The sequence below is a fragment of the Bacteroides faecium genome (assembly GCF_012113595.1).
GTDB classification, from domain to species: Bacteria; Bacteroidota; Bacteroidia; order Bacteroidales; family Bacteroidaceae; genus Bacteroides; species Bacteroides faecium.
In genome coordinates, this window is record NZ_CP050831.1 from 3,771,934 (window position 1) to 3,794,316 (window position 22,383).

Annotated in this window: 12 protein-coding genes; 2 read left to right on the top strand and 10 right to left on the bottom strand. The window is 44.9% G+C overall.

Annotation, left to right across the window (positions count from 1 at the left end; all coding sequences use genetic code 11):
* Nucleotides 1-4 precede the first annotated feature (4 nt).
* The gene (locus BacF7301_RS13650; RefSeq protein WP_167963625.1) at nt 5-691 is read left to right on the top strand and encodes a potassium channel family protein; all 687 of its coding nucleotides are present in this window, start codon (nt 5-7) and stop codon (nt 689-691) included.
* 29 nt (nt 692-720) lie between these two features.
* Nucleotides 721-1,752: an endonuclease/exonuclease/phosphatase family protein gene (locus tag BacF7301_RS13655; protein WP_167963627.1), complete on the top strand. Its 1,032-nt coding sequence runs from the start codon at nt 721-723 to the stop codon at nt 1,750-1,752.
* A gap of 37 nt (nt 1,753-1,789) precedes the next feature.
* Here BacF7301_RS13655 and BacF7301_RS13660 read toward each other — a convergent pair whose 3' ends face one another.
* From BacF7301_RS13660 to BacF7301_RS13705, 10 genes are all read right to left on the bottom strand, one after another.
* Nucleotides 1,790-2,716 (bottom strand): CapA family protein, encoded by a 927-nt coding sequence (locus BacF7301_RS13660; RefSeq protein WP_167963629.1) that lies wholly within the window; start codon nt 2,714-2,716, stop codon nt 1,790-1,792.
* Complete coding sequence (locus BacF7301_RS13665; protein WP_167963631.1) at nt 2,716-5,157, bottom strand: DUF3160 domain-containing protein; 2,442 nt, start codon at nt 5,155-5,157, stop codon at nt 2,716-2,718. Before BacF7301_RS13665 ends, BacF7301_RS13660 begins: the two co-directional genes overlap by 1 nt.
* 47 nt (nt 5,158-5,204) lie before the next feature.
* Nucleotides 5,205-5,654 carry a nuclear receptor-binding factor 2 gene (locus BacF7301_RS13670; protein ID WP_167967205.1) on the bottom strand — a complete coding sequence of 150 codons (450 nt, stop codon included), beginning with the start codon at nt 5,652-5,654 and terminating at the stop codon, nt 5,205-5,207.
* 268 nt (nt 5,655-5,922) lie between these two features.
* Nucleotides 5,923-8,370: a beta-galactosidase GalB gene (gene galB / locus BacF7301_RS13675; RefSeq protein WP_369805482.1), complete on the bottom strand. Its 2,448-nt coding sequence runs from the start codon at nt 8,368-8,370 to the stop codon at nt 5,923-5,925.
* A gap of 65 nt (nt 8,371-8,435) precedes the next feature.
* Complete coding sequence (locus BacF7301_RS13680; RefSeq protein WP_167963635.1) at nt 8,436-9,530, bottom strand: glycoside hydrolase family 53 protein; 1,095 nt, start codon at nt 9,528-9,530, stop codon at nt 8,436-8,438.
* Nucleotides 9,531-9,541: 11 nt separating this feature from the next.
* Nucleotides 9,542-11,293 (bottom strand): DUF5114 domain-containing protein, encoded by a 1,752-nt coding sequence (locus BacF7301_RS13685; protein ID WP_167963637.1) that lies wholly within the window; start codon nt 11,291-11,293, stop codon nt 9,542-9,544.
* 23 nt (nt 11,294-11,316) lie between these two features.
* A complete protein-coding gene (locus BacF7301_RS13690) occupies nt 11,317-12,894 on the bottom strand; it encodes a RagB/SusD family nutrient uptake outer membrane protein (protein ID WP_167963639.1) in 1,578 nt (525 codons plus the stop codon).
* A gap of 22 nt (nt 12,895-12,916) precedes the next feature.
* Nucleotides 12,917-15,892 (bottom strand): SusC/RagA family TonB-linked outer membrane protein, encoded by a 2,976-nt coding sequence (locus tag BacF7301_RS13695; RefSeq protein ID WP_167963641.1) that lies wholly within the window; start codon nt 15,890-15,892, stop codon nt 12,917-12,919.
* 210 nt (nt 15,893-16,102) lie between these two features.
* A complete protein-coding gene (locus BacF7301_RS13700) occupies nt 16,103-18,712 on the bottom strand; it encodes a glycoside hydrolase 5 family protein (RefSeq protein WP_167963643.1) in 2,610 nt (869 codons plus the stop codon).
* A gap of 115 nt (nt 18,713-18,827) precedes the next feature.
* Entirely contained in the window at nt 18,828-22,349 is a 3,522-nt protein-coding gene (locus BacF7301_RS13705) for a two-component regulator propeller domain-containing protein (RefSeq protein ID WP_167963645.1), read from the bottom strand.
* Between the last annotated feature and the right edge of the window lie 34 nt (nt 22,350-22,383).

The window sequence follows — 22,383 nt, forward strand, 5'->3', positions numbered from 1 at the left end:
AGATATGAAGTATATTATTATCGGTTTAGGAAATTACGGCTATGTGTTGGCCGAAGAATTGTCCGCATTGGGACACGAGATTATTGGTGCGGATATAAGTGAGAGCCGTGTGGACAGTATCAAAGATAAGATTGCCACTGCATTTGTGATTGACGCAACGGATGAACAATCTTTATCAGTACTTCCGTTGAATAGTGTGGACGTGGTCATTGTCGCGATTGGCGAGAATTTCGGTGCGTCTGTACGTGTAGTAGCCTTGTTGAAACAGAAGAAAGTGGACCGTATCTATGCCCGTGCGATTGACGGTGTGCATAAGGCGGTACTGGAAGCTTTCAGTCTGGAGAAGATATTGACACCGGAAGAAGATGCTGCCCGCAGCCTGGTGCAATTGCTTGATTTCGGAACAAACATGGAAGGTTTCCGTATTGATTCGGAATACTATGTCGTAAAGTTCACTGTGCCGAAAAAGTTTGTGGGATACTTTGTCAATGAACTGAACTTGTATGAGGAATTCCACCTGAAACTTATCGGACTGAAACGGGCGGATAAAGTAACCAATTGTCTGGGTGTTTCTCTGACGGAACTTCATGTGAAGAACGAACTGCCGGAGAACGAGAAAGTAGAAGAGGGAGATGAACTGGTTTGCTACGGTAAATACCGGGATTTCCAGTCTTTTTGGAAAGCTATTTGATGATTATTCATGTTAACTTATAAAATAAAATGCGATTAAGAAGACTATTATTGCCAGCTATTTTGCTGTTGGTTTCTGTTTTTGTGAAGGCACAAAAAAGTAATGAATTTACGGTGTTACAATGGAATGTGTGGCAGGAAGGTACTATGATACCGGGCGGATATGATGCTATCATCAATGAGATAGTCCGTTTGAAACCCGATTTTGTGACTTTCAGTGAAGTACGGAATTATAATAAAACGAATTTTACGGCACGTGTGTGTACATCACTTCAGGAAAAAGGATTGAAGTATTATTCTTTTTATAGCTATGACACCGGTCTGTTAAGTAAACACCCTATTACGGATTCTTTGACCGTTTTCCCAGAGAAGGACGACCATGGAAGTATTTATCGTCTGACAAGCTCCGTGAACGGGAAAAAGGTAGCGGTTTATACGGCACACCTGGATTATCTGGATTGTGCATATTACAATGCCCGTGGTTATGACGGCTCTACATGGAAAGAAACTCAGTTACCTGCGTCAGTAGAGGAAATTTTGAAGATGAATGTAGCTTCTCAAAGGGACGACGCGATTCGTATGTTCATAGTCCAAGCTGAAAAAGACCTTGCTAACGGCTATCAGGTGATTGTAGGCGGTGACTTTAACGAACCTTCCCATCGAGACTGGATAGAGGAAAACAAGAATTTGTATGACCATAACGGTTTTGTTGTTCCCTGGACAGTAACTACTTTACTGGAAGAAGCTGGCTTTATTGACAGCTATCGCAAGATTTATCCTAATCCTCTGACGCATCCGGGATTTACCTATCCTTCGGATAACTTGGCAAAAACTCCGGAAAAGATAACATGGGCTCCTAAAGCGGACGAACGGGACCGCATCGACTTTATCTTCTATAAAGGAAAAGGCTTGAAGGCGAAGAAAGCAGTTTTATTTGGTCCGAAAGAATCTATCGTCCGCGCCCAGCGTGTAGAGGAAACGTCAAAAGATAAGTTTATATTGCCGCTTGATGTGTGGCCGACAGATCATAAAGGATTGTTGGTGACATTCATTGGCAAATAATAAGACCTTATCGGAAATATACCTAAGACTTGTCCGGTTATTGTAGTTCCGGTTTGCAATGCTTAATGACCACGGGATGAAGTTTAACACTACATTTCGTGGTCGTTAAGTTTAGCTGCACAATTACACTTTGTGAGGTTTCCGGTTTTCGCTGGTCGAATACAAAATTTCCCAAGCTGTAAAAGATAGGTTTACCTTCATAGTATTCTTCTTGCTGAATGATGTGCGGGTGATGTCCGATGATAGCGTCTGCTCCGGCACGGATAAGCAGATGTGCCCCTTTTCTTTGGGAAAGGGTAGGTAAGCGTTGATATTCCACTCCCCAATGGAGAACAACTATTACATAGCTTTCGGGATTCTGCCGTTTGAAGTTTCTTATTTCTGCTTCCAATTCTTCTATAGGTTGTTGGCAGACACCGGGACTATTTTCCAGATATACCCAGTTTTCCAAAGGGAGCATTACAGAATTATAGAGGACTACTTTTATCTTTTTTTTCTGGATGAGTATAGGTTGGCAACTTTCGGAAGCAGTCTCTCCATAACCTATCGGAGTGATTCCGGCGGATAGAAGATGATGATAAGTATCTGTTAATCCGCTTCGTCCCTGGTCCATGGTATGATTGTTTGCCATAGTGGCATGAGTGATACCAGCTTGGGCTAAAGCCTCCGCCCATATCGGTTCGGCACGGAAGATGTATTTTTTGTGCAGTGGTGAACGAACGGAAGTTACAGGACATTCCAAATTGATGACTGTTGCATCCAAGGAACGAAAAAGAGGTGTTACCGATTCAAACAAATGCTCGATACCCTTTTTCTGAATTTGCTGGCGTACACCTCTGTCCAGAAGAACATCTCCCGTAAAAGCGACTGAGAGACATTCTTCCGAAGGGTGTTGACAGGCAGTCAGCATTAATAATGCTATTACGATACAACCTGTTATCCGGCTAATCCTGTGAAAGTTCATTAGCAACCGGAGCTATAAAAGATTCTATCATTGACATGAGGCTCTTTCTCTATCAGGATATTTTTCATCCATTCCGGTACAGCAGGTGCTTTTTTTTCTTCCAGCATTTTCTGCCATTCTTCGTCAGTAAGCCTTTTGTCTAACGGCTGGACAAACTCATAATAACTGAAGGTAGCGCCACGAGTGAGGTAGAGATTGCCTTCTATTTCTACTACTACATAAATGTTGTTGGCGTTTCCTGTTGCAACGTGCAGTATACCGTTCTTATTGCAGCCCACTATATTACGGGTGTAGATATCGGCAACTACAGCTATCGACTTGTCCGGTCCTTGTACTAATGACCAGTTATCCAAATGTAAATCGGGGTCAATAACAGATAGGGTAAAGTATTCAATGCTGCTACCCATATACTCGAGCGTCCGGTATTCCGGTTCTGTAAGTTTTTCACCCCTCAATTCTTTTTCGGTTACTTGAATCAAAAAGTTAATATAATCGTTGAGTTGTTCGGTCTTTCCTTTCAAGTCGTCAGTCAGGCAGTTGCTCTGTTGTAAGATTAAGCGGGTTGCCAGAAGAATGTTTGACATTTTTTTCCAGAAAGGCAGATTGGGTTCTACATACCCTACTACAATTGGGTCGGGAGGTCCGGCGCCTCCACATTCTGCTGCCATTGGCTGTTCTCCGTAGAGTATGGCATCATGTTTCAGTTCTACCCAGGATGCCAGGGCGGTATTCAAGTTCTTATATCCCCATTCGGGCGTTTGCATGAATCCCGGATTATTTTTGTCCGTTTGTTGCATGGTGAACAAGCTTTTCATCCATAGTTCATAGGCTGAAACCTGTGTGGGCTTAGTCGTCTTGAATTTATCTTTCAGCTTCTGCAATTCTTTGGAATATTCGCTCCAGTTATCTGGTTCTTTGTAAAAGTCGGTCAGCAAGGTTTCAGCAGAACTTACTCCGAAGGCTGCAAATACATCCAAGCCTTTCGGATAGGCTCGTTGGCTATTGGGATTGACATCTACCAACTCTTGAATCACTTCATTGTCTGCGAGATACCGCTGCGGCATAAAGTTTATTTTATCCCGGCAAGAGACTTCTATTTTGGGCTTTATTTTGTTTTTTCGTTTGGCTAAATCAACAAGAGCTTGGTTTACTTTCTCTATTTGTTCCGGTGCCAGTGCATCTTCAATATGTCCGGCATTATTCTTTTCCAGGATTTGGGCGATATCAGAGATAGACAGGTTGTCAGTTTCCCCCATTAGGAAGGTAAGCGGAGTATAGATACGTTGATACAGTTCTTTCAGTGGCGTTTTATCAGCACTTTTATAGGTACAAAGTACGGCTGCCTGAAAGATGGCATGTTTTAATTGCTCTTGTTGTTCTCTGCAAAAACAAGCTGTCTGAAGCCACATCATCGCTTTGAAGTATGCCTGTAATTGCGGTTCTCGTGTATAATGTCCGCGAGGTTTGAAAAGACTATACGGGAAATATGCATCCTTGTATGAAAGAAATTCGGAGAAGTTGTCTTCTTGTGCATTAATACGTTTTATTTCCTCCTGATATTCTTTTTCATATTTGGCGGGGACTGTAATCGTTTTATTCGTCAGCAGATAATAAGGAATGGCATAGAAGGTAGCTGCATATTCCGCCATATCTTTCAGTGACTCGTCTTCCGTCTGTTCAGCCTGTTTCACACAGGTTTCATTGAAGTATCGGCACAGTGTTTCAAGTGTGGGGATGATATGTTGTTTTTCCAGACTTTTCAGGATATAGGAAAAATACATATGAAATGCTTGCAAATACAGGTCGGTGGTGATAAAGTTAGGCACTTGGCGATAGTCATTTTCTTCGTAGGCATGAAATAACTGTAAATTGTTACCTTCTGTTATGACGAAATTGTTCTGTTGTAATTTATCCAGCAGCTCTTGGTCGAGATTCTCGAATTGGAACAGATTGACGATGTTGTCCGTATTTCCCAAATAGTAGGAATCTCGTTGCGTGAATTGTTGTTGGCGTAATTCTGTCATGCGTGCATCAACGCGCTCTACGAAAGTTTTTTCTTCGGGGGTAAGGTTGACTTCCTCATAACTTTCGGGGAACTTTATATTCGGGTCTATATTATCCCATAAACTCCATACAAGTTCACTGTACCATTTCGTATTGGCGGAGAAAAAAGCATTAATATCTGCTTCCATGAAATGATAGCCGTGCATAGCATACGGATAACTACGCAATAACCGCAGTTCCTGAAAAGAGTAACGGCTGATATCCTGCTTCAAATCAATAGATTGGGGCAGAACAGTATCAGTCAACAACCAGGAAGTGGAACGTGCAACTGTATCTGTCTGTACAGACACAGATGTCGTTTGGTTACTTTTGTTTTTATTCTTGCATCCGCAGAGAACAAGTAACAGCGTACAGGTGAATAATAATAGTTGTTTCATGTTTATTTATATTCTATTAATGGCTCTGTATGTTAAGATAATATCACTTAATGTTTGAGAATACGTACAGCCTCTCGTTTTTCAACTTCTCGTTTCAGATATCGTTTGAAGTCCAGACCGAATCCTCTCCATATATATTCTGCAATTAGAAAATTCCCGCTACGTTCCCGTTCCATAGTTCGTATTCGTACGGGAGTTTCTTCACGGACGATTCTAAAGTCTTCCAATGGCTGCGCTACTCTTGAACCCAACCAAAGCGGGCGGATATAAGCCTCATCTGCAATCCGGTAGATAAATAATCGTTTGTTCGGTTTAGGGTCAAACCTTGTCGGTTTGATAACTCCGACTACGATTTCGGGCACACCGTTTCCTGTGATATCTCCGTAATCGAATTGATAGACAGGGTAGGGCAATTTCCATGTAGAGTGACTGGGACGGTCTGTGTTTAGGCGGATAACATAGAGTGAGTCGGATTCTCTATTCAGGGATACTTCCAAGTGTCTCTGTACAACTTTCCATTCAAACCTGTTGGTATCTTTGCGGCATGAACAGAATATGGGCAATAACCCTGTTAGGATAAGGAAATAAATCCTGTGTGACATATCCGTGACTTTTTCTCTTGCAAAGATAGATATTAACTTGTATTTATAAAGTCCTTTTCTTGTAAAAGTAGAATTCCTGTATGGATTTATAATTAAAAAAACCACCAGATTACTTCCTGTAGGAGTGAATCTGGTGGTTATACTCAATATTGTTTGGTATGTATTATTTCGTTTGAATACGAATATTTCCAGCTTTCACACCGCTTGCCTTGGCAGTCAGTACAATTTCTCCGGCTGTCTCATCTGTCTGTACAATGGCTGTCAACATTCCGTAGAAAGCGTGCATCTTCGGGAGATGGAATTGTTCCAGATTGGTGGGGTCTCCATTGGCTACTGCCCGGAATTTCCCGGATCCTTTTACAGAGAAGTTTATCAGGCGGCTGTCGGCAGGGCAGAGGTTACCGTCTTTGTCTACTACTTTCACAGTGACATAAGCCAAGTCTTTTCCGTCAGCAGCCAGTTCGTTGCGGTTGCTGACCAATTCGATATGATGAGGCTTTCCGGCAGTGCGGACTGTCTTTTCTGCTGCAACTTTTCCGTCTTTGTTATAGGCTACTACTTTAACTTTGCCCGGTTCATATACAGCATCCATCCACATCAAGCGGTAACGGCTTTTCAAGGAACTGTTGTTCTTGCTTTGTTTGCCATAGCTTTTTCCGTTGATAAACAGTTCGGCTGTCGGGTAGTTGGTATATACGAATACCGGAGTTACTTCACCTTCACGTCCCGGCCAAGTCCAATGAGGAAGAATATGCAGCGTCTCTGCATTTTTGTTCCATACGCTACGATAGAGATAGTAACGGTCTTTAGGAATACTGGCAAGGTCGATAATGCCAAACATGGAACTATGATTCGGCCATGAATCGACATCATAAGGTGAAGGTTCGCCCAAGTAATCGAATCCTGTCCATACGAATTGCCCGATAGTCCAGTGGTTATCATCGGCCAAGGCGAAATCTTCATCCGGAATATTCGACCACGGACATGCTTCCACGTCATACGAAGAACATTGATGGTCTTCATATTTAGCGCCTTTCTTATCTTCCACCGGGAATTTATAGACTCCTCTTGAACTGACGGTAGAAGCAGTTTCACTACCCAAAATCAGGTTCTGCGGAAGCTGGTCATAAGATTCTTTATAACGTTGTGTACGATAATTAAGTCCCGGAATGTCAATCATAGCCGCAAAGCCGTTGGCAAGTACGCAAGTTACCTGATCCATTCCGCAAGTCACAGGACGAGTCGGGTCTTCACGGTGGCAGATGTCCTGCAAGAACTTAGCCACTTTATAACCGACGGGGCTGCATTGAGTAGGCACTTCATTGCCGATACTCCACATCACTACACAAGGATTATTGCGGTAATTGTGAAGCATATTCACCATGTCGCGTTCCGCCCATTCGTCGAAATAACGGTGGTAACCGTTGTCACATTTGGCAATGTCCCATTCGTCGAACGGTTCAATCATCATCATAAATCCCATTTCGTCACATAATTCAACGAGTTCGGGAGCCGGCATGTTATGTGATGTACGGACAGCGTCACAACCCATATCTTTCAAAAGAGTAAGTTGGTGGCGGAGTGCCGCTACATTGATAGCCGCTCCCAATGGACCTAAATCGTGATGATTGCATACTCCCTGGAATTTACGGTGTTCTCCGTTCAGGTAGAAACCTTTATCGGCGATGTATTCGATGCTACGGATACCGAAACGGGTAGTATATGTATCTACCAGCTTGTTGTCTGCATAGATTTTGGAAACCGCTTTGTAGAGTGACGGGCTTTCCGGTGACCAGAGCTCAGGTGCATTTACAATGAAATTCTGTTCAAACGGCTGCCCGTGATTGATACGGCTTGTATTCTCTTTGCGGGTAACTACCTTTCCGTCCGGAGCAAGAATATCCGTCTCTATGCGGATTTGCGTTTTCTCACCGGCGTTGTCTATCTTCGTCTGCAGGCGTACGGCTGCAAATTCCTTGCTCACGTGAGGAGTTGTAATCTGTGTTCCCCATACAGGCACGTGGACTTTATCAGTAACAATCAAGTGCACGTTGCGATACAAGCCCGCTCCCGGATACCAGCGCGAAGACTGCGGACGATTTTCCAGACGTACGGCCAGTATATTACTCTTTCCGTCTTTATTCAGGAAAGGAGTGACGTTGCAATGGAAAGAATTGTAACCGAAAGGCCAGAAACAAGCTTCTTTGCCATTCACATAGACACGGGCTTCACTCATGGCGCCGTCGAAGAGCAGGGTTACTTCCTTGTCGGCAGGAGTATCAAAACTCGTGCGATACCAACCGGAGCCTACATAAGGTAGTCCCCCGGTACGTCCTGTTTTCAAGGATGCCTTTTTCTCGAAGTTCTGTGTGACGGCAACATTCTGAAGGTCGTTATTCATGTCGAAAGGACCGAAAATAGCCCAGTCGTGCGGAATGACGACCGATTCCCATTTTGTGTCATTAAACTCCGGCTGACTAGCCTCTTTAAAATCTCCTTTACTGAACTTCCAGTTCTTTTCGAGCAGCGTCTCACTGCGTTGCGCTTGCAGGCTGCAAGCGGCTCCCATCAAAAGTACAGCTACTAACTGTTTTTGGTGTTTCATATTCATTTTCGCTTTTCAGGTATAAATAATTTTGGATTCGGGGTAAAGATATAAAAAAGCTTCCAATAAATTTATCTCTTAAAGGCATTAAATGAATGAGTGGGTTTGCCGCTGTCGTCAAACATCCCTTTGCTATAACCTTTCCAATTCCCGTAACATTGAGGTTCCCAGGTAAATACCCCCAGGCATTGCTCTACTTCTTTGGCTTTGGTAACAAAGTCTGTATAGAAGGCTTCCGCTTCTTCGTAATCCCAACTGATACCGATTTCGCACATCATTACTGGAGTATTGTATTTGGCTATTAACGCTTTCATATTGGCGATGCAAGCGTCGTTCATCGCTTCCCAGTCGTCCGGTGTATGCCCGTCTTCGGTTGATATGTCCGGATAAAGTGACATACCGATAATGTCCCATTTTGCATTGTTTTCGTACAGGTAGCCGAAGATACGATTGTACAGGCTGGCATCATTTCCCTTGTCGAGATGAACAATAACCTTGGCTTCCGGGTAGACCTCTTTTACTGCATCGTAACCGGCTGTGACAAAGCCTGCGAAATTAATTCTTCCCTCTTCACTTGTGGTTTGCCCGGTAGGGAACAGCATTCCTTGGTGTGTTTCGTTACCTACTTGCACCCATTCTACATCAATTCCTTTCTCTTTCAATGCGTTGAGCACATCCTTCGTGTGGTCGGCGATAGCTTGCTTCAATTGCTCTACGGAGTAATCCGCCCATGCCTTGGGCTTGGCTTGCTGTCCGGGGTCAGCCCAACGGTCGCTGTAATGGAAATCAATCATGATGCGGTAACCCAGGTTGTGCGCTCTCCATGCTTTGAGCAATACATCTCCCTTGTTGCACCAGCCTCTCACATCGTCAGTGTCATTCTCCGGGTTTACCCATACACGCAGGCGGATGGCGTTCATTCCCAAATCACGCAACAGGTACATACATTCCTGTTCTTTTTCTTCGGCAGTATAGAATTTATATCCGGAACTTTCCATTTCCGTCAACCAACTGACGTCGGCCCCTCTGGCGAAACCTGACATGTCATAAGTTACTTCTTCCTTTTCCGGGAAAGTCGGCGTGTCGTTATCATCGCTGCAAGCGGTGAAGAGGCTTCCGCCAAGCAGGGCGGAAGCTATAAATAGAATCTGTTTAAATCGTTTCATTGTCATTTTTATTATTGATTGTTAATGGTGTAAGTTCCGTTTATCAGGTCGACTGTAACATTGTATGTGCCTGCCTCTACCGGTTTGATTCCGTCATTGGCACCATAGTACAGCGTTCCGTCATAGCCACCGTAAGAGCCTGTCCAATCATTTATCACAAATTTGAGTCCCCATTGGCTGTCCTGTCCCAATGTAATGCTTCCGGTATATGTTCCTGCTGTTTCGCCGGCTTGTAGAGCGACCAAACCTTCACCGTCTATACCGAGATAACAATATACATTGTTGACTGCATTACTCTTGTAACTCATAGGTTCTTTTAATGACACTTCAAATAGATATAATCCGTCCACCGGAGCCGGTATGTTTTTTCCGTTTCCTTGGAAAAGCACTCCGTTCTCGGCTGTACTTGTCGCATCGTCACTGACCAGGGTGTACAGTTGACTCTCATCCCAGTAGTCTGTAGTACTTATTGCATAATCTCCCCATTCAGAGTCTACATTAACAACCCCTGCATACTTGAGTTCGTCTTCGTTATAGATTGCAATTTTGTGGTCATAAGCCCAAGCGCCGTTGACGGCAGGCCCGATGCCGGGGAAGTAGATGTATGGTGCCGCTTCCGGTTCCGGTTCTGCTGCTCCGGCTTCCACGCTAACCGTCCATTGCTCCGGATTATTGAGGTCGATAATCAGCGTACATTCTCCCGTAGCCGGAACACTGACCGTTATATTTCCTGCTGTTGCAGCTTCTCCAGTGCTGAATGTCAGTTGCCCGGTAGTTCCACCAAAAGCAAATGGAGTGTCTTTGGCTTTTGTATCGTCAATGGCATTATCGGAACCGCTGACACTGGTATTGTTGTAGAACTTGCCTGTTCCTTGAAGCTGAATGTTGATATTCGTACCTTCCGTACCCGTAAATACACCTTTCCATTGGTTGTCCGCACGGTTGTATTGCATGCTGATACCATCTATGCCGCTTACATTCAGTTCGGGCATCAACAAGGCGTTCCATTGCTTCTGAGTCGTATTTACATTCACGAAATAACATCCCGACTGACCGGGGAACCACATATCCCATGTTCCTTCTGCTGCGTCTGTTGTCAGCAAGAATGGAGTTCCTACTCCGCCGGATTGGGCTGTATGCCAGGTCGTTCCGTCAGCTTCCTGTACGTAGATGCCTTCCCAGGCTGCCGCTCCGAGGAATCCGCTGTACTGTCCGTCAGCATTTGCTGAATAGAAGTCCAGACCGGAATCTTGACCACTACTCTTGTTGATAATGCTGGCGTAATGCATGTCAATAGGATAAGGAGTTACTGTGACTGCCACTGTATTGCTATATACAGGAGCGATGTTACTACCATTGCTTCCTGCCAGTCGGAAATAGAGAGGGGCGGCTTCTTCTGCCGGTGCATCCAGTTTGTAAGCAATGATATTCAGGGCAGCGACTGTGTAACTTTTGGAAACTCCGTTTTCCGTAGACTCGATAATGCTGCCTGAAAAATCTTCAGACCGGGATACTTGTACGGTAGTTTGAATACCGCTGGTCACTTGATACCTCGGGTCGCTGATTTGCAATGTCTGGTCGCTCCAGGCAAGGGACAATGCATAGAGTTTTGCGGTAGCTTCCGTCAGTATAACGGCATTGGTAGAAGCAATCAAGTCACTTTCCACCGGACTGGAGAGATAGAATTTGTCTCCGTCTTTCTCACACGCTCCTAATAACAGGAGTGCGGAAAGTAAAGCCAACAGGGTATTTATTTTTTTCATATTGTTGTATCGAATAAGCATGGTTAATAGTTTTCATTGTATAGATTCGGGTTGGCGGTCAACTCGGTAGTCGGTATCGGGTAAATGTTGTACCGGCTGTTTACCGCTGTTCCCTCTTTTACGCCGCCTTTCCATTGCCATAGGTAGCCATTGGTGGTGAATACTCCGTAGCGGATTAAGTCTGTACGGCGATGTCCTTCCCAGTAAAGCTCGCGGGCGCGTTCGTCCAAAATAAATGACAGGGTGATTTGACCTTCCTCTTTATTATTGCTGTCGTCACCATAAGCCCTTTCCTGGATTTGGTTGATATAACCTGCAACTTCTGTTGATGTTGTCCCGCTTCCACCCCGTACAAAGGCTTCTGCCATCATCAGATACACATCTGCCAGGCGGAAAAGAGGATAGTCCGTATTGACGCCACCGTCTGCCGTATTCGAAGCTGTTTCTCCTGCGTCAGTCAGATTAGTCCATTTCTCTACAAAGTAACCGTTACTCTGGTCATCTATCTTATCCAGGTTCAGCGTTTGCCCGTCGGTGAAGAACATAGCTCGTTTATCTTCTTCTCCCGTGAACAGGGAAGGGATTTCTCCACGTACACGGAACATGCCCCAACCGCTTTTCACTCCGTAATCTTCCGGTTTCTGCAAGTCCGAAGTATTACTTACCGCACCACAGACAATGTAAGTGGAAGAACCCCATGATACGGTATGCGTAGCGTCTACCGGTAAGGTAAAGATAATTTCGTTAGCAGTACGTTTATCATTATCAGCGTTGAATAACTTGCTATAATCATCTTCCAGCGAGTATCCCTGTTTGATGACTTCTTTGCAAGCGCTGATGCATTCGGTATATTTCGGTGTATTGATGTAAACTTCCGCATTCAGATACAGTTTAGCTAATAAGGTGTAAGCAGCTCCTTGGGAAGCCCGTCCGTAAGGACAGTCGGCTTTGTCGAGCATATCACCGGTGATGCTTGTCAGTTCCGATTCAATATAGCTGAAAACCTGTGCAGCCGTATAGCGCGGGGGCAGATAGCCGACAGTCGGGTCATTCTCTGTTACAAACGGGATATTGCGGAACAAATCCATTGCATGATAGTAGAACAAGGCACGCATGAAACGGGCTTCGGCACGGTAATGGCGGATTTCAGTCTGTTCCTGCTCTGTGAACCGGGCAATTGTTTCATCCGTAGTATTGCGGAGAAATTCGTTGCACAATGCAATGTTGTAATAAATACGGTAGTACATATCTGATACCCAAGGGTCGTTGGCATCCCAACTCAAGTAAGTCAGACCGGTAACGTTATCGCCCGACAGCCAGGTAGAAGCTACTTCGTCTGTTCCACATTCCTGTAGATTGAAGAAGCAACGCATATAATCCTGTCCACTGTTACTGCTCAAATCCGGGTCACCGCTTTTTTCCTGACCTGTGGTCACCATGGCAGCGTATATTTTGCCTAAAACGGCTTTATAATTATCGGCGCTTGTATAAATCGTAGAAGATGTTTCGTCTTCATGCGGATATTGGTCTAAGTCGCCTATACAGGAACTCAATAGCAATGCGCTGCAAAAATAGAAGGCTGTATATAATATCTTTTTCATGATTCGCTTGTTTTTAAAGGATTTAGAAGTTGAAACCTACATTAAGTGAGAATGTACGTGGACGAGGGTAGAAGGAATTATCCACTCCGTCGGGCACTTCCGGGTCTACGCCGCTGTACTTCGTGATGCAGAATACATTCTGAACCATTGCACTGACATTCAGGCTGCATCCCTTGCAAATTTTCCCGAAGTTGTAGTTCAGTGACAAGTTATCCATTTTCAGGAAAGAAGCATTCTCTATATAATAATCGGACAAGTATTGGCGGGACTTGAATCCGGTTTCCAGATAACTGGTCGACAGGTTGTTCAACTGATAAGAGTTGTAGCTCACTGTTTCCCAAGCTCCGGCATTCATTGCCATGGCATTGTAGACGTAGTTACCAATATTGGCACGCAGACTGGTGTTTAATGTCCATTTCTTCCAGCGAAGGGAAGTGCTGAAACCGAGGATATAGTCGGGAGCGGGAGAGTGGTAACGGTATAAGTCTTCCGTGTTGATTTCCCCGTCTCCATTAAGGTCGACGTAAGCGCCTTCTACGGGCTTCCCGGTCTTTTCGTCATAGAGTTGGTGATACACGTAGAACATATAAGGAGCGTATCCTTCGGTCAATGTCTGCACTTGATAGCTGTCGATGGTTGGGCCGACTGAAGTATTTGTGGCGGCAGCACCGGCAACGAGCGACAGGTTCTTTACTTTCATCTTCTGCCATGTCATATTGAAACTGACATCCCAGTTCCAGTCTTTTGTCTGAACAGGTGTTGCGTTTATACTGAATTCGATACCCTGGCTGTCCACATTTCCTACGTTCGTAGTGATATTACGGTCGAAAGTCGTTCCGGCAGCAGCGGGAACCGTGGCAATCAAGTCCTTTGTCTGGCGGGTGTAGTAGTCGAAGCTACCCGTAATCCGGTCTTTCAGAAACCCGAAGTCGAATCCGACATTCCAGGAAGTAGTCGTTTCCCATTTCAAATCGGGCACGTACGAACTGGGACGATAGGTATGAATGTATCCGTTTCCCATACTGGCTTCCGCGCCATTCTGGCTCTGAGTGTAGATAGGCAGGTAATTGTAGTTGCCGATGCCGTCCTGCTGTCCGGTCACACCGTAGCTGGCACGGATTTTCAGGTTGCTCAATACCTTATTCTCTTTCAGGAAAGACTCTTCCATCACTCTCCAACCCAAAGCTACCGAAGGGAAAGTACCCCAACGCACATTCTTGGCAAAGCGTGAAGTAGCGTCCCGGCGTACGGTAGTAGTCAGCATATAGCGTGAGTTGAATGAATAATTCAGACGACCGTAGTAGGAGAGTAATACGTGGCGTTCGTCCTTCGCTTTGGATGTCTTTTGTATTTCTCCCAATGTATTCATTTCGCTATAAAGCGGAGTGGTCGATTTCCAGTACTGATAGTCATAACCGGCTGTCATGTCAAAACTGCTATTGATAGATTCGACGAGTTTGTTGTAATTGGCGTATAGGGTGAGCAGGCGGTTCTCTTTCTTTTCAGGTCCGTAGCTGTAATCCAGACCGGAAGTATTGTAGTTCTGTGCCGCTTCTGCCGGGACATATACGCTGCCTTTACCTTGCGCATAGTCATAACCCAGCGTAGCGTGCAGTTTCAGGTCGGGGAAGAAATGAACACGGTAATCCGCGTCGACATTTCCGATAAAACGTCTTACGTTACTTTGAGAATCATTCATCTTGATAAGTCCTACGGGATTCATCACGGCTCCGTTGACAGGAGCGCCCGTGTTGTCCGTCGCTTCCGTATATCCGCCGAAGGTATCCAGTCCTGAATAAACAGGGATGGTCGGGTTCATGGTAGTGGCAGCCCAAATAGCGGATGTGTTTCCGAATGTGTTGTTATTGATAGAACCTTTGGCGTTGATGTTCAACTTCAGGTGGTCTTTGAAGAAAGAAGGAGTCAGCATAATGCTTCCCGTATAGCGTTCCGCATTGTCTGTGCGTAGCAGACCGCTTTGGTTATAATAACCTACCGACACACGGAACGGCCAGTTCCTGGCAATCTTTCCGGAGATGCTCAGATTGTTGTCCGTACCGAAAGCATTTTGATAAATCTCATCGTTCCAATCCGTGCGGGCTGTCCCCAAGAGAGCTTGCTGCGCAGAAGTTCCTTGTGTCCGAATCGTGTTGACAAACTGGTCGTAGCTCAACATATCCGCCAGTTTGGTACGTGTCTGAATGGAGTTGGTAGTGCTGAATGTGATTTGCAGTTTGTCCGAAGTCCCTTTCTTGGTAGTGATGAGGATTACCCCGTTGGATGCACGCGAGCCGTAGATAGCGGTGGAAGAAGCATCTTTCAGAATAGTCATGCTTTCAATGTCGTTCGGGTTGATGAGGCTCAGGAAGTTTCCGTCGTTGCCGCTGATACCGCCCTGTTCCAAAGGAACACCGTCCAATACAATCAGCGGGTCGTTGCTGGCATTCAGTGACGCACCGCCGCGTACGCGAATCGTACTTCCCGCCGTGGGCGAACCGCTGTTGGACATAATCTGCACACCGGAGATTTTACCGTTAATCAGTTGCTCGGGAGAGCTGACCAGTCCCATATTGAAATCTTTGCTGCTGACGTTTGTAACCGAACCGGTCAGGTCACTCTTGCGTTGCGTACCATATCCGATAACGACTACGTCACTTAATACCTGTGAATCGCTTTTCATCTGTACGTTCAATACAGAGCCGCTTGCAGGAAGGGCTACGACTTTTGTTTCGTATCCTACGTAAGAGAATTGCAACTCTTTGTTGCCTTGCGGTACGTTCAATGTGTAGTTACCGTCAAAGTCGGTAACCGTACCGGTGGAAGTGCCCACGATAAGGATACTTACTCCAATCATCGGTTCTTTGTTCTCATCAATCACTTGTCCGGTGATTTTCTTTCCTGCCTGTTGGGCAAAGGCAGGAATCGTGCCCCCTAAAAAGGCTGTACACAACATTAGTAGTACAGTCAGATGGCGTAGATTTAAGATGTTACTGTTCATAATTAGTGTGTTATTGATATTTATTTGTTATTATTTTTATCTTCATGGTTTTTAAAAAGCATTTTCTCCTTATTTGCTTTTTATACCCCTTCACAAGTATCCTGCGAAAGGTTTCGGTTCGGCACCGAGGAAGGCATCGTTCCTCACCGGGGAACGACCCGTTGCTCACCGAGGAACGGGTGCTTCGACACCGAGGAATCGGCAGCTCTCTTATTCCAACCAGATTTCCCCAATCTCTATTGTTGCTTTTGTCTTATCTTTTCCTGATATTGATAATTCCAGTTTCTCAATCTTTTCCGGTTGGAAAGGAATTTCCGTCTTCGGGTGGAAATATTGTTTCAGGAATGTCGGATAAGCTATGGGCAACAAAGCCGTATCCGTCTGACGCAACTCTTTCAGAGGTATCCGTATGATACCGTCTGCTGACGGAGCAGAGCAGAGACTTTTGTAAGTGTATCCGTCCGAAGTGACGAACCCTGCGCTGAATCCTTGCGGAAGAGGCTTGTCGCGGTTTACACGGATGCAGAGTGTAGTGCAGGTTCTTGCTTTATCTTTTCTTCCTTCGATTTTATCTTTTACAAATGTGCGGAGAAAGTATTGCGGATTCTCTCCTTTCGGTGTGAAACAGAATCGGAGCAACGGCTTCTCAATCGGAGAAGAATCAAGCAACGTACGTTGCAGGTCGTTCCATTCGGGAAGCGTATATGCTTCTATTTTGCTATATGTATCCGTGATTGCCAGTAGTTGTATCGCACTGCCTGGGGCGACAACACGGGTAGTCCAGTATGAATCGGAAGTGTAGTTCCAGTCCAATGGAGTTCCTTTGATTCCCGAAGAACTTCCGGTGACGGAGTTTCCTACGGGATAAGTACGGGTGCTGTCGCCCCGGCAGACGATGATGTTATACCTGAAACAACCTTCTTTTATTTCTGTGGCAGGCAGGATTGCCTGATATGTATAGCCACTTGTACGTTTCATCTTTATGTACGGATTATACTCGTTCCAGAAAGAAGCTTTGTCCGTATAGATAATGACGGAATCCGGAAAAACGTTTCCTATTACTTGTGCGTTAATAGTCAACGCTTTGCCTGCCTCAACAGTTGTTGCTGGAGTATGAGTGACTTTATAATCCATAGTGCGGGGAGCGGGAGCGAAAAACTCTCCGATTCGAATCGAATTCCATTGGGAATCAGCATTCCAACTCTGCTTCGGGGTACAATCGTTGCGCTTCAACAGATAAACACCCGGACGAAGGTCATGAATCACTCCGTTCGTTACCTTTTCTTCCTTTCGGTCATTCTCCTTATTGAGAGCAGTAAGAGTAAACGTCTTTCCCAAATCAGGAATTTGTAAAGCCATGTCCCAAGTGCCATAGATGATGCTGACTACTTCTTTTTCGAGTGACGGTTTAGCAAAAGGGTCATTGACTACTATCGCGTCCGGCATTACTTCGAGCCGCCATATCCCCGCTTCAAGACAATCAATAAAATAAGCTCCCGTACCCTCATAGCCTACTACCGGTGAACTGCCGCATCCGGCAATTGAAACCAGCTTTGATGCATCTCTGGGCTGTGTATTTGTCTGATTGGAGTAGTAAAACTTCTCTCCATTGTTCAACTCACTCAAATCTTCCGTATAACTGACGCGAAAGCCGTCACCGAATATAGTATCCTGTGGATAGCTCCCATACGATTCTCCTCTTTTCAAACTTCGTGCAGCTTCAGCAGCGATTTTCATACTGATAGCCTTATTCGGGGTATAGGCGAGATTCAGAAAATGAGTCTGATACTCCGTATTGGCGGACGCAATGTCTATCGGGTCGTAGGCAAACTGCGTAATCCATTGGAAACCTGCTGTGCGGAAAGTACGCGCCATAGCCGGATACATATAAGAATACATAATATCCGCCGGGTCAAATTCATAAATCATCCGTGCTTTCTTGTTGAATCCTTTCACCTTATCAGCGAAAGGAATGTCATAACGGTCTACGTAAGGGAGAAAATTCCCTTGTTGCGTCTGTCCGGATACCAGCCCGATAGGATACCACTGGTAGGTCGTTCCTTGAATGGCTGTCTCGTAGTAAGCATCTACCACATATCCGTTGTGGCTTACATTATAGAATACAGGCTTACGGTTTCCTGTTTTATCGACCGCTTTCAGCATCCGGTTGATATATGCCTTAACGTCTTCTTTTGTGCCGGAGTGGCAAGGTTCGTTATTAATCTCGAATCCTACTATGGACGGGTCATCCTTATAAGCCAATCCGGTGTAAGGATTGGTATGTTTCACGAGGTCGTAAAGATACGTTTCCTGTGCGGCGATAGCTTCCGGGTTGGAGTGCATATCGCATTTATCATATTTATAAGAGAAACCACCGGTCTGTATATTCCGTTCGGGGTATCCGTTTCCAAAGTTAGTCTGTGCAGTGATGACAATATGGATATTGCGCTCTTTGAGTTTGGCAATCAGGTAATCCATGAGGTCGAGATGTTCGTTTTCAAGGAGATTTCCTTGCCCGTCGGTCAGTTCCACATCCCATAGATGAATACGGTAAGCATTTAGTCCCAGGTGGGAGATATGATATACATCTTTATCTATGGCAGTTTTGCGGTCAAGTCCCAAATAACCGAGTGCGCGGTAGGCATGGGCAAAAGGCAGGGTATAGTTCACTCCGAAGAAAGAAGCTTCCTCGCGGGTGTCGCTCCAGCGCATCACTCCGTTTCCGTCTATATATATAATAGGTGTGGAAGTTGATTTCGCCTGTGTATTGACAAAGGAGAATAACAAACTAATGAAAGTAAGGATAAACAGTCTTTTCATGCTATCAAATTTATCGGTTTATTGATAGCGACAAAGGTAATTTATTGGCAAATCCACTGAAAGCACAGATTGGACATATAAGGATAAAAATAGGACGAAACGCACTAGAATACCCCTACGCCTCTTTATTTAAGTATTGACGGGGTGTTTCTCCGAACTCCGCCTGGAAACATTTGGAGAAATAAGAGTGATTTGAAAAACCTACCATATACATCACTTCGGCGACGGTGAATTTCTTTTGTTGTAGCAACATCGCCGCCTTTTTCATCCGGATGGATTTGATATATTCCACCGGCGACATTCCGGTCAACTGTTTTATCTTCCGGTAAATCTGCTTGTTGCTGAAACCAGACAATTCACACAAAGCATTTACGTTCAGGTCTGCGTCGGAAAGATGGTCTTCAATCAGACGGATGATATTCGACAGGAATTTCTCATCCTGCGATTCAGCTTCAATCGGTTTGAGCACAGGTAATGACTCCAGCGACTTCTTCGTCAGATTGGCCGGGATTTCTTCCTCTTCGATGGCAGCGACAGGGATACTCAGTCCTACGCTCGTTCCCTGGTTCTCTTCGGAAGTGACACCGTTGATATGTCCGCCATGCAGTTCCGTATAAGTTTTCACCAGATAAAGTCCGATACCTGTACCATCCTTATGTCCCGAGCGGGGAGACTGGTAAAAGCGCTGGAAGATATATGGAATGTCTTGTTGCGGAATTCCGGTTCCGGTGTCCGACACACAAATATCCAGTTGTCCGGTTTCCTGCGAATAGAAAAGGGAGAGCCGTACACTTCCGCCGTCCGGAGTAAACTTCACGGCATTTGAAAGCAGGTTGTCCAGTATCACTCCCAGTTTGATAGCATCCATATCCGCGTAAATCTTGGCTTTGTTTGCTTCAAAATGGAACGTAAGCCGCGGGTTTTCTTCGTAAACGGAGAACAGGCTGTGACTGAAGGATACCAGTTCGATGCGCGACAATATTAGCAATGAATCCGCATTGTCCTCAATTCGGTTGAAGTTAAGCACCTGATGAATCAATGAGTTTATCTTCATGGCGTTGCGCTGCACTTCTTCCAAAGTTTGCTTTTCGTGTAGCTCTTCCGTGGCAGGCAGTAACTGGCTGACGGGAGCGATAATCCGGCTGAGAGGTGTTTTCAGTTCATTAGACAGATTGGTGAAGAACGCCATTTTCTGACGGGACTGTTCCAGAATCTTCTCTTTCTCCAGACGTTCCATCTTCAACCGGTTTTTAACCCGGAAAAAGTTGATTGTCCAGGCAATAAGGCTCAGAAGTAAAAGACAGTAGAGTATTTTCGCCCAAAGCGTGTAATACCAGGGTGGCAGAATCTTTATATCCAGTATATAAGGATGCTCGGAAGGAAATCCGTTCTTTTCTACTTTACTGATAAGCAACTGATAATCTCCATAGCTTAAATTGCTGTAAGTGATGCGATTTGTGTTGGATTTCAGAGAGTTCCATTCTTTATCCATCCCTTCGAGCCGGTAAACGAATTTGTTCTTTTCTTCGAGAGAGTAGGGAAGGTCGGACAACTCAAAAGCCAGGTTGTTCTGGTCATGCTTCAATTTAATGGCGTTTGTGTAGCGGATATTGGGGATATCCGTGGTGGATGGATTCATCAATTGATTATTGATGTACAGAGCCGTCAGGAGAACGGGACGTTCCGGATGATGCATTGCTTGTATTTCCGGGTGAGAAATGGCAAAGCCGTCGGCGCCGCCCAAATAGATATTCCCGTCTTTCGAATCAAACAGTAAACTGGTAAAACGTTTGTCCGTCATATTCTGCTGACGTGCATCCATTGTTTTCCGGTCGATAATCCATAGTCCGTTGGTGGTGGAAACCCAAATATGGTCTTTCACTGATGTCATGGACAGAATCTCGTTATTATTGAAACTTCCGAATGAAATGCTTTGGCGGTTGGAATCTTTAGGATTAATACGCATCACTCCCCCGTGAAATCCTACCCAAAGCATACCGTCTGCATCACAAAGCAGGTAGTTTGGACTCTTTTCCCCGCTCAACTCGTCGGCAAAGAGTTTGGTGACTTGCCCCGTGCGCGGGTCGATTTTATCCAGCCCTTTACTGTTATATAGTAATACCCATACATTCCCTTCTTTATCGGGGATAATTTGATTGATAAACATGCCCGACAGTCCGTTGTGAGTAGAGTAGTTCTGTTCGGCTATGTATTGTCCGCCGGTGGATTGCATTAATTTATGCTTGTCTACTACAAAAATCCCACCCAGGCAAGTGGCAATCCATAGATGCCCGGTGTTGTCTTCAAAGATGTAATAAGCCCAGTTTGTATTATAAGTTCCTGTACTGTCGATAATGTTGTAGTGTATAAACTGCTGAGTGGCATAGTCGTAACGGTTGACGCTACCATCCGTGGCTATCCATAATTGCTGTTCTTTATCTTCATAAATATGTCGGATGCGGTTGTGGGATAAAGGATGTATTTTATCTCCCATTCTATACCAGGCAGCTTCATGCCTGCTCCCGGTGGGATGAATAAAACGGAGCAAGCCGTTCGTGCCGCCAAACCAGTAAAAGCCTTTTGAATCCCGGAACAATGAGTAGAATTGATTTCCGTCTCCCGTACCGGTGATTTGAGAGATGGGTACGAATTGCAGGGCGCTGTTATAGCGTGACAGAGAGATTCCATAATCGGTTCCCAACCAAATATTCTGTTCCTGATCGGAAAAGATATTCCAGACAATGTTGTTGGTCAATGACTGGATATTACGTGAGTCATGAATGATATGCTGCAAAGGCTCTTTATCGTTCTTATATACATAAAGCCCGTTGTCCGTACCTGCCAATAAATTTCCGTCCCCGTCCAAAGCCAGTGATTTGATGGAGTTATTATGGAAAACTTCTATCGCATTCATCTTTCCCGTCGCAGGAATGTATTGAAAGAGATAACCTTCCATACCAATCCAAATACATTGCCGGATGGTATCTTCCAGTAAGGAGTTGACAAACAGATTACTTATCGCCCGGTTGACGGGCAGAAAAATACTCTCAAATTTCCCCTTTTCCGGTATATAACGGCACAAACCATTATAAGTACCTACATAAATCTGACTATCTTTCGTGTGGATAACAGAATAGACTGTATTATGAGACAAACCGCTATGTTTACTGTCGAAACGGGACAACTTGCGGTCTTTTAATTGATAAGTATAGAGTCCGTTTAGCGAACCTATCCACAAAATATCTCCCTGAAGTACCATAGTACGTACATCAGTGGGGAAATCCGTCTCCGGCTGTTCGTATTTGTCTGTACGGTAGTTGTAAACAAGTATTCCGTTATCAGTTCCTAAATATAGATAAGTATTGTCTGCGATGATACCGCAGTAGATACGCGTGTTAGTGCGTTCGCCATAAGTGAAGTGCTGCTGGGTGGAATAACCGTCGTAACTGAACAAGCCTTTATTAGAACCTATCCATATCAGCCCCTCGCTGTCCTGCAGGAAACAACTGATAACCGAAGCTTCGGCACCGAGATAAATATTGTCGAATTGCTGATAATTCACTTTTTGCCCATATGCACCATAATGGATGCAGCCTATGAGAATGAGTAAAAGAATCAATCTAATTCGTCGGTACATGGTATCAGGTTTGCAAGATTTATTTCGCAAATGT

Excerpts from the sequence above, each read along its gene's own strand:
- BacF7301_RS13650 (WP_167963625.1), top strand. The coding sequence starts at position 5 with ATGAAGTATATTATTATCGGTTTAGGAAATTACGGCTATGTGTTGGCC.
- BacF7301_RS13655 (WP_167963627.1), top strand. The coding sequence starts at position 721 with ATGCGATTAAGAAGACTATTATTGCCAGCTATTTTGCTGTTGGTTTCT.
- BacF7301_RS13660 (WP_167963629.1), bottom strand. The coding sequence starts at position 2,716 with ATGAACTTTCACAGGATTAGCCGGATAACAGGTTGTATCGTAATAGCA.
- BacF7301_RS13665 (WP_167963631.1), bottom strand. The coding sequence starts at position 5,157 with ATGAAACAACTATTATTATTCACCTGTACGCTGTTACTTGTTCTCTGC.
- galB (WP_369805482.1), bottom strand. The coding sequence starts at position 8,370 with ATGAATATGAAACACCAAAAACAGTTAGTAGCTGTACTTTTGATGGGA.
- BacF7301_RS13680 (WP_167963635.1), bottom strand. The coding sequence starts at position 9,530 with ATGAAACGATTTAAACAGATTCTATTTATAGCTTCCGCCCTGCTTGGC.
- BacF7301_RS13685 (WP_167963637.1), bottom strand. The coding sequence starts at position 11,293 with ATGAAAAAAATAAATACCCTGTTGGCTTTACTTTCCGCACTCCTGTTA.
- BacF7301_RS13690 (WP_167963639.1), bottom strand. The coding sequence starts at position 12,894 with ATGAAAAAGATATTATATACAGCCTTCTATTTTTGCAGCGCATTGCTA.
- BacF7301_RS13695 (WP_167963641.1), bottom strand. The coding sequence starts at position 15,892 with ATGAACAGTAACATCTTAAATCTACGCCATCTGACTGTACTACTAATG.
- BacF7301_RS13700 (WP_167963643.1), bottom strand. The coding sequence starts at position 18,712 with ATGAAAAGACTGTTTATCCTTACTTTCATTAGTTTGTTATTCTCCTTT.
- BacF7301_RS13705 (WP_167963645.1), bottom strand. The coding sequence starts at position 22,349 with ATGTACCGACGAATTAGATTGATTCTTTTACTCATTCTCATAGGCTGC.